This window comes from Actinomadura sp. NPDC048021 (genome assembly GCF_040653135.1).
Lineage (GTDB): Bacteria > Actinomycetota > Actinomycetes > Streptosporangiales > Streptosporangiaceae > Spirillospora > Spirillospora verrucosospora.
In genome coordinates this window covers 48,047-55,544 of record NZ_JBEZJQ010000043.1, presented here as the reverse complement: position 1 = coordinate 55,544, position 7,498 = coordinate 48,047, and the positions used below count along the sequence as shown (strand labels likewise).

Below are 7,498 nucleotides of genomic sequence, written 5' to 3'. Positions count from 1 at the left end.
GGCCCGCCGAACTGCCCGCGCTGCGGGAGTCGGTGAAGGGACGGCCCCGCCGCGCGTGGGGGCGAGCGCGCACGGGCCATGAAGCGCCGGGCGTGCGGCCCGTTCTTCTTCGCGGGACGGCGGGGCGGCGGCCGCTCCCGCGACCATTGACGACCAAGCGCTCGCTTGACTCCGGACACGGCGGAACGGCACGGTGATGGTCCCCGACACGCGAGGAGCACCATGGCGCCGCTGGACGGACTGCGCGTCCTCGACCTGACGATGTGGCGGCCCGGGCCGTACGCGACGCAGCTGCTCGCCCAGCTCGGCGCCGACGTGATCAAGGTGGAGCCGCCCGGCGGGGAGCCGATGCGGATGTTCCGCGACCACTTCGACGTCCTCAACCGGCACAAGCGCGGCATGGTGCTCGACCTCAAGTCCGAGGACGGGCTCGCGGCGCTCAGGGAACTGGCCGCGGACGCCGAGGTCTTCGTCGAGGGGTTCAGGCCGGGCGTCGCCGAGCGGCTGGGCGTGGGCCACCGGACCCTCAGGGCGCTGAACCCTCGGCTCGTCTACTGCTCCATCTCCGGATACGGCGCGGAGGGCCCGCTCAGGGACGTTCCGGGACACGACATCAACTACCGCGCCCACGCGGCCGCGCTGCCCCCCGACGCCGTGTCGCCGGAGGCCGACGAGCTTCCCCTCGCGGACATGGCGGCCGCGACGACCGCCGCCTTCGCGATCACGGCCGCCTGCCTCAAGGCCCGCGAGACGGGGGTCGGCGACCGCATCGACCTCGGCATGGCGGACGTCCTGGCGCACTGGGTCGGCACCGTCCCGGCGGCGACCCGCCGGTCGGGCGCGGGGCCGGTGCCGGGCTACGGCGTCTACCCGACCAGGGACGGCCAGAAGATCACCCTCGGCGTCGTGTCCGAGGAGAAGCTCTGGGCGGCGACCTGCCGCGCGCTCGGCATCGGCGAGCACGCCGCCGTCCCGTTCGCCGAGCGGCTCCAGCGGATCCGCGAGCTGGACGGCGCGGTCGCCTCCGCGGTCGCCGGGCTCACCCGGGAAGAGGCCGTCGAGCGACTGGCGCGGGCGGGGGCCCCGGTGGCGCCCCTGCTGTCCCGCGCCGAGATGCTCGAACTCGACCACTTCAGGGCGCGCAGGGTCCAGGACGAGGGACCGGTGCGGACGGCCGTCCACCCGCCGCTCCCGCGGGGAGCGGTTCCGGAGCTGGACGAGCACCGGGGCCAGGGCTGGCGTCTCACGGAGTGATATACGGGTGGGATTGTCCGATCCCTTTGGCATGCTTGTGACGTGAACGCGCGTGCGATGAGTCCCGTCCTGGTCGGCAGGTCGGCCGAACTGCGGCAGCTGCGGGACGCCCTCGCCGCCGCGCCGGGCGCCGTGCTGCTCGGCGGCGACGCGGGCCTCGGCAAGACCCGCCTGGTCAGGGAGTTCAGCCGGGAGGCCGACGCCAGGACGCTGGTCGGCGGCTGCCTGGAGCTCGGTTCCGACGGCCTTCCCTTCGCGCCGTTCACCACGATCCTGCGCGGGCTCGTCCGCGACATCGGCGTCGACGGCGTCGCCGGGCTCGTCCCGCGCGGCGACACCGGCGCCCTGGCCCGGCTGCTGCCCGAGTTCGGGGAGCCGGAGAGCGACGCCGCGTCCGGCGAGGAGCGCGCCCGGCTGTTCGAGGTCGTGCTGACGCTGCTGGAGCGGCTCGCCGAGCGCGGCCCGGTCGTGCTCGTCATCGAGGACGCCCACTGGGCGGACCGGTCCACCCGCGACCTGCTGGCCTTCCTGATCCGCAATCTCGGCTCGGCGCCGCTGCTGATCGTCATGACCTACCGGTCGGACGAGCTGCACCGCACCCATCCGCTGCGCCAGCTGCTCGCCGGGCTGGAGCGGCTCGAACGCGTCCGCCGGACGGAGATCGGCCGGCTGGCCCGCGCCGACGTCGCCGCGCTCGTCACCGAGCTGCTCGGCCACATCCCGCCGCCCGGCCTCGTCGAGCGGATCGAGGCCCGCAGCGAGGGCAACCCCCTGTTCATCGAGGCGCTGCTCGACGACGACGGCACGCTGGCCTGCGAGCTGCCCGAGTCGCTGCGCGACCTGCTGCTGGCGGGCGTCCAGCGGCTCCCCGAGGAGACGCAGGACGTCCTGCGGGACGCCAGCGGCGGCAGCACCCGCATCGAGCACGCGCTGCTGGCCGCGGTGTCCCGGCTCGACGACGCCGCGCTGACCCGCGTCCTGCGGCCCGCCGTCGCCGCCAACGTCCTGGTCGTGGACGGCGACGGCTACGCGTTCCGGCACGCCCTGATCCGCGAGGCCGTCCACGACGACCTGCTGCCGGGCGAGTACACGCGCCTGCACACCCGCTACGCCGAGGCCCTGGAGAAGGACCCCGGGCTCGTCCCGGCCCGGCGGCTCTGGGTCGAGCTGAGCTACCACTGGACGCAGGCCCACGACAGCACGTGGGCGCTGGTCGCGTCCTGGCGCGCGGCGCGCGAGGCCCGCAAGGCGGTCGCCTACGCCGAGTGCCTGGCGATGCTCGAACGCGTGCTCCAGCTGTGGGACAAGGTCCCCGACGCGGCGGAGCGCATCGGCGCCGACCACGTCTCGGTCCTGGAGGACGCCGCGAACGCCGCCGACCTGGCCGGCGAGTTCGACCGCGGCATCAAGCTCACGACCGCCGCGCTGAAGGAGGTCGAGGCCGCCGACGGCGAGCGCGACACCGCCCGCTGGGCGGCGCTGCTCGAACAGCGCGGCCGCATGCTCTACCACGTGGCGCGCCCCGGCTTCGTCGAGGACCTGCGCGCCGCGGTGGACGCGCTGCCGGCCGACCCGCCGACCATCCTGCGCGCCCGGGCCCTGTCCACGCTCGGCAACTACGTGCGCATCACCACCTCCATCGAGGCGGCCCGCGAGGCGGCGCTGGAGTCCCTGTCCATCGCGCGCGCCCTCGGCGACCCCGTCGCGGAGACCGAGGCGCTCATCACGCTGTTCTGCGCCGACATCGACTACGACGACGAGACGCGCCTCGCCGAGGTCGGGGAGAGCGCCGAGCGCAGCGGCAACCACCGGGTGCTGCTCCGCTACTACGTGATCAGGTCGCACTTCCTGGAGGGCTCCGGACGGCACGAGGAGGCCGCCGCCGTCGCCGGGCACGGCGCGGAGCTGGCCCGCCAGTACGGCGTGGGCCGCACGCAGGGAACGTTCCTGTCCATCAACGAGGCCGAGCCGCTGGTCTCGCTCGGCCGGTGGGACGAGGCCCTGGCCGTGATGAACCACGCCCTGGAGCAGGACCCCGCCATCACGACCCGCACCTCGCTGCTCGTCCTGTCCGGCTGGGTGGCGCTCGTGCGCGGCGACATCGCGACGGCCAAGGCGCGGCTGGCGAGGTCGCGCGAGATCATGAAGCTCAAGCTGAAGTGGATGAAGACGCAGGACTACTTCAGCACCCTCTGGCTGGAGGCGAACATCGCCTTCGCCGAGGGACGCCCCGAGGCCGCGCTGGCGGCGCTGGAGCCCGTCCTGCAGCACACCGGCATGCCGGACGACGCCCGCTACACCTGGCCCGCGCTCATCGTGGGCGCGGCGGCCTGCGGCGAGATCGGCGCCACCGCCGAGGAGCGTCTGCGGCGCCTGGAGGAGCGCGCCGCCGCCCTCGGGACGAGCGGCCCGCTCCAGCACGCGCACTGCCTCACGTTCGCCGCCGAACTGTCCCGGGCGCGCGGCATCCTCGACCGGGCCGCCTGGGAGGAGGCCGCGGCCGCCTGGGAGGACCTCGGCAACCCCTACTACCGGGCGCGGGCCCTGGCCCGCGCGGCGGAGGCCGCGCTCGCGGCCGGCGACCACGAGGCCGCCGCGTCGGTCCTGCACACCGCCGCGCTGATCACCGACGCGCTGGGCGCCCGGCCCCTGGCGGAGAGGGTCGCCGACCTGCTGCGCCGCACCCGGATGCCGCGCCGCGGCGACGCCGCCGCGCCGCTCGGGCTGACGCCCCGCGAGTTCGAGGTGCTGCGCCTGGTCGCCGAGGGCCGCAGCAACCGCGACATCGCCGAGGCGCTGTTCATCTCGGTGAAGACGGCCAGCGTCCACGTGTCGAACATCCTCGGCAAGCTGGAGGTGGCGAGCCGCGGCGAGGCCGCCGCGACCGCGCACCGGCTGGCCCTGTTCGCCACCCCGAAGGTCGGCGCCTGAGCGGGCGCCCGCCCGCCTGATTCACGGCGGGGAATCTCCCCTCCCGGGATTCCCCACCGCGAACCGTCGGACCACACGGGAACTTTCGTGGCTGGCCTTTCGGGGACGCGGCCCGCGGAAGCAGGCGGTGCTTCTCCGCCCGGAGAGGCGGACCGGGACCCCGTCCGGCCACTGCACAGTCTTGCGGTCCCGGGCCCGGACGGCGATGCGAGACATACCGTTTCGGCGTCAAGAAAAAAGCGACGGGGACGGGCCACCGGTGGTGACCCGTCCCCGTCCGCGCGCGGAACGCGGCGCTAGCGCGGGACGCGCGCGACGCAGAAGACCGTCTGGCCGAACGGCGGCTTGACGAAGCGCTCGATGGTGCGGGTGAGCGGCACGACCGTCCGGTCGTAGATCTTGACGAGCTTCGGGTCGGGGTAGCCGGCGCCGCCGCGGCGGACCGCGAACCACCAGGCGATCCCGCCCAGGAAGTTGATCGGCTTGAGCACCTCGGGGACGAGCCCGGCCTCCCGGACCGACGCCTCGAGCGTGGCCGGCGTGTACCGGGTGACGTGCCCGACCTTGCGGTCGAAGTCGCCGTAGAGCTGCATGTAGCCGGGCACCCAGATGACGATGCGGCCGCCCGGCTCGGTGACGGCGGCGAGGTCGCGCAGCGCCTGCACGTCGTCCTTGATGTGCTCCAGCACGTTCATCATCACGACGGTGTCGACCTTGCGCCGGATCTTGATGTCGGCGGGCAGGGCCAGGTCGATGACCTCGACGTCGTCGTTGCCTTCGTGGCGCTTGCGCAGCTCGCCGACGCAGTACGGGTCGTTGTCGCTGACGACGAGGTAGTCCAGGCGCCCGGCGAACTGCTCGGAGAAGTGCCCGAGGCCGGAGCCCACCTCCAGCATGGAGCGGCCGACGTGCGGGGCCACGGTCTGGTACTCGTACTCGCGGTAGTTGCGGGCCTCGTCCCCGCCCAGGTGGTTCTCCAGCGCGCCCTCTCCGGCGGCGGGCTGGACGACGTCCCCGTCAGGGGCGGGCCCGGCGGCCGTTCCGGCCTTCTTCGGACCGCTGCCGAGGAGGCTGAGGAGGGTGCCTGCGATGGACTTCTTCTGACCAGATGACTGCATTACTTCCCGCTCGCTGGGTGCGTTGGCGTTCGGCTTCTCGCTCGCCGGACCGTTCCCCCGCCCCCTCGGGACGGTTCGATCTCTGGCGCGAAGGTCGGGTCAGTCTACTCCCGCGCCGAAGCCGGACGCCCCGCGACGGCGGGACGCCCTCCCGAGGCCGCGATCCGCCGGGCGTGTCGCGGCCGATCCCCCTCCCGCCGGGTCAGCCGATCGTCCGGTGCACGTCCTCCCGCTCGCTCGGGCCCGGCTCGGACGGCGCGATCCACGGCCCCGGGATGGACGGGTCCAGGACGCCCTCCTCCACCCAGGCGAAGTCCCCGGCGAGGACGGCCCGCGCCAGCTTCACGTCCATCGCGTCGGTGTTGCGCCACAGCCCGTCGAACAGCTCCTCGACGCGGACGCGCGCCTGCCGGCAGAAGGCGTCGGCGAGCAGCAGGGCGGATCTGCCCGGCGCCGTGGCCGGCCCCGTGCCGTTCGCGCCCATGCTGCCGAGCGGCCCCTGGTCGGACGCGTCGGCGGTCGCGCGGACGCAGACCGCGCTCATCGCGAACAGCTCGGCGCCGATGTCGACCATGCGGCCGAGGAACCCCTGCCGGTACTCCAGGCCGCCCTGCCAGCGTCCCGCCGCGTAGAAGGTCGACCGGGCCAGCTTGCGGGACGCCCGCTCGACGTACCGCAGGTGCCGGGCCAGCGGGCCGAACTCGGCGTAGGCGTTCGGGCGGTGCCCGGCGCCGGTGACGAGCGTCGGCAGCCAGCGCGCGTAGAACCCGCCCGCCTTCGCCGCGGCCCGCGCCTTGCGCCCGGCGGAGGCGTCCGGGTCGATGATGTCCCCGGCCACCGACAGGTGCGCGTCGACGGCCTCGCGGGCGATCAGCAGATGCATGATCTCGCTGGAGCCCTCGAAGATCCGGTTGATGCGCAGGTCGCGGAGCAGCTGCTCGGCGGGCACGCCCCGCTCGCCGCGCGCCGCGAGCGACTCGGCCGTCTCGTAGCCGCGCCCGCCGCGCAGCTGCACCAGCTCGTCGGCCACGCGGCACGCCATCTCCGACGACCACAGCTTGGCCAGCGCCGCCTCGATCCGGATGTCGTTCCGCTCGTCGTCGGCGAGCTGCCCGGACAGGTCGAGCATCGCCTCCATCGCGTACGCGGTCGCCGCGATGAAGGCGATCTTGGTGGCGACGGCCTCGTGCTCGCCGACCGGCCGCCCCCACTGCACCCGCTCCCTGGACCACTGCCGGGCGACCCCGGCGGCCCACTTGCCGCCCGCCGCGCAGATGGCGGGCAGCGACAGCCGCCCGGTGTTGAGCGTGGTCAGCGCGATCTTCAGGCCCGCGCCCTCCGCGCCGATCAGGTTCGCCTTCGGGACCCGCACGTCGTGGAAGCGCGTGACGCCGTTCTCGATGCCGCGCAGCCCCATGAACGCGTTGCGGTTCTCGACGGTGATGCCGGGCGTGGCCATGTCCACGATGAACGCGGAGATGCCGCCGCGGTGCCCGTCCGACTTCGGCACGCGCGCCATCACCACGACGAGGTCGGCGACGACGCCGTTGGTCGTCCACAGCTTGACCCCGTTGAGGACGTAGTCGTCCCCGTCGGGGACGGCCGTGGCGCGCAGCCGCGCCGGGTCGGAGCCGACGTCGGGCTCGGTGAGCAGGAACGCGCTGACCTCCCGGGCGCAGCGCGGCAGCCAGGCGTCCTTCTGCTCGGGCGTCCCGAACATCTTGACCGGCTGCGGGACGCCGATCGACTGGTGCGCCGACAGCAGCGCCCCGAGGGCCGGGCTGACCGACCCCGCCACCATCAGCGCGCGGCCGTAGTAGAGCTGGCTGAGCCCGAGCCCCCCGTACTTCTCGGGGATCTTCATGCCGAGCGCGCCGAGGTCGCGCAGGCCCCGCACGACCTTGTCCGGGATGCGCGCCTCCCGCTCGATCCGCGCCGGGTCGACCTCGGCGGCGCAGAACGCGGCGAGCTTGGCGAGGAACCCCTCGCCCTTCGCCCGCTGCTCCGGCGACGGGCGGGGGTGCGGATGGATCAGGTCGAGGCGCAGGTCGCCGAGGAACAGCTGCTTGCCGAAGCTCGGCAGCCGCCACTCGGACTCCCGGGCCTCCTCGGCCACCTTGCGGGCCGTCCGCTCGTCGACGTGCTCGTGGGTTCGCTGGCTCATGTGATCGAAGTTTCCACTGGTCGGAAGCGGA

Annotated in this window: 4 protein-coding genes; 2 read left to right on the top strand and 2 right to left on the bottom strand. The window is 74.1% G+C overall.

Annotated elements, in window-relative coordinates:
* Positions 1 to 222: 222 nt before the first annotated feature.
* Complete coding sequence (locus tag AB0C87_RS41085; RefSeq protein WP_345173238.1) at positions 223 to 1,254, top strand: CoA transferase; 1,032 nt, start codon at positions 223 to 225, stop codon at positions 1,252 to 1,254.
* 42 nt (positions 1,255 to 1,296) lie between these two features.
* Positions 1,297 to 4,185 (top strand): AAA family ATPase, encoded by a 2,889-nt coding sequence (locus tag AB0C87_RS41080; protein WP_360581946.1) that lies wholly within the window; start codon positions 1,297 to 1,299, stop codon positions 4,183 to 4,185.
* A gap of 296 nt (positions 4,186 to 4,481) precedes the next feature.
* Here the strand turns inward: AB0C87_RS41080 and AB0C87_RS41075 are convergent, their stop codons facing one another.
* Both AB0C87_RS41075 and AB0C87_RS41070 read right to left on the bottom strand, forming a co-directional pair.
* On the bottom strand, positions 4,482 to 5,303 hold the full coding sequence (locus tag AB0C87_RS41075; protein ID WP_345173241.1) for a methyltransferase domain-containing protein: 822 nt from the start codon (positions 5,301 to 5,303) through the stop codon (positions 4,482 to 4,484).
* A 202-nt stretch (positions 5,304 to 5,505) separates the two neighbouring features.
* Positions 5,506 to 7,467, bottom strand: coding sequence for an acyl-CoA dehydrogenase family protein (locus AB0C87_RS41070; RefSeq protein WP_360581944.1), 1,962 nt, complete (start codon positions 7,465 to 7,467; stop codon positions 5,506 to 5,508).
* Positions 7,468 to 7,498: the final 31 nt, after the last annotated feature.